Source organism: Pseudomonas sp. Van50, assembly GCF_055390755.1.
On the sequence record NZ_AP024343.1, the window covers coordinates 4982440 to 4983876 of the forward strand.

General features: G+C 64.0%; 1 protein-coding gene. It reads right to left on the reverse strand.

All coding sequences use genetic code 11. The features are described from left to right. Positions 1-223: 223 nt before the first annotated feature. The gene (locus ACZ5M5_RS21125; protein WP_464737932.1) at positions 224-1186 is read right to left on the reverse strand and encodes an alpha/beta hydrolase; all 963 of its coding nucleotides are present in this window, start codon (positions 1184-1186) and stop codon (positions 224-226) included. Between the last annotated feature and the right edge of the window lie 251 nt (positions 1187-1437).

A 1437-nucleotide genomic window follows, 5' to 3' on the forward strand; every position in this document is an offset into this window, starting at 1 on the left:
TTTTTTTGTGCCTGCCAATCCTGAAACCCTCCCACAGAGGATGTGTGGCATATGCAAATCCTGAGACCACCCCACAAGGGATAGGTGGCATGTGCAAATCCTGAGCCCCCCCAAAACAACTGTGGGAGCGAGCTTGCTCGCGATAGCGGTGGATCAGCAAAATAATCTTGGCTGACACTCCGCTATCGCGAGCAAGCTCGCTCCCACAAGGGATTGTGGTGTTTCAGGCGGTGAGTGCAGTCCGCAGGGCTTGGCTCAATTGCGCGTACACCTCGTCAATCTCCGGCACCACGCTCTGCAAGCGCAGGTAGTCGTGGATCAGGCCGGTGTATTCGATCAGTTCCACGCTCACCCCCTGCGCCTGCAAACGCCGGGCGTAAGCGCGGCCTTCGTCGAGCAGCGGGTCATGGCCGGCCAGGGCGATCAGGGCCGGGGCCAGGCCTGGGCAACCGGGCGCCAGCAACGGCGAGAAGCGCCAGTCCAGGCGATCGGTGGGCTCATTGGCGTAGTGCCGGTAGAACCACTCGAGGGTTTCGCTCTCCAGCAGATACCCTTCGCCGAACAGCTCGGTGGACGGGCTGCTGGTGGACGCATCGGTCACCGGGTAACAGAGCAATTGAAAGCACGGCTGGATCGCCAGGGAGGCTGGTTCCAGGGCCGCTTGCAGCGCAAGCACCGTCGCCAGTGTCGCGCCGACGCTGTCCCCGCCGAACGCCACGCGGCTGATGTCCAGGCCTTCGGCGCGAGCCTGCCGGGCCAGCCAGTCGAGGGCGTCAGCGCCGTCGTTCAGCGGCGTCGGGAAGGTGTGTTCCGGGGCCAGGCGATAGCCCACCGACAACACCGCGCACGGTGTCCGGGCGCAGAATTCGCGGCAGACGCCGTCGTGGGATGCCAGGCTGCCGACCACATAGCCGCCGCCGTGAAAATACACCAGCACCGGCAGCGCCTGGGCCGCAGCCGTGGCGGGACGATACAGACGCAGCGCCAGCGTCGCGCCGTCACGGGCGGTGACGGCGTGAGCGGCGCACTGCACATCCGCCGGAGCGTCCCAGCGCAATTGCCCGGTGGTGCGCTCGAACGCCTCGCGGGCCTGGGCCGGCGTCGACAGGTGAAACGGCCCGGGGCCGTCGGCCTGGCTTTCTTCGGCCAGGTCGAGGAAGGCGTTGAGTTCCGGATGCAAGGACATCGCAGGGGTTCCTTATGTAAAACCATGGGTAAAAGATGAGCCACTCAGACTCATGCAAAACCCTGTGGCGAGGGGGTTTAGCGAAACGCCATACGTCCCGCTGAATTGCGCTCTGTAGGAGCTGCCGAAGGCTGCGATCTTTTGACTCTGCGCTTGGGACTCAAGCGTCTGAGGAAAGATCGCAGCCTCGTTGCACTCGTCAGCTCCTACATCCGGCTCGTCTTTGTATAACGATAAACCCGCCCCGATCC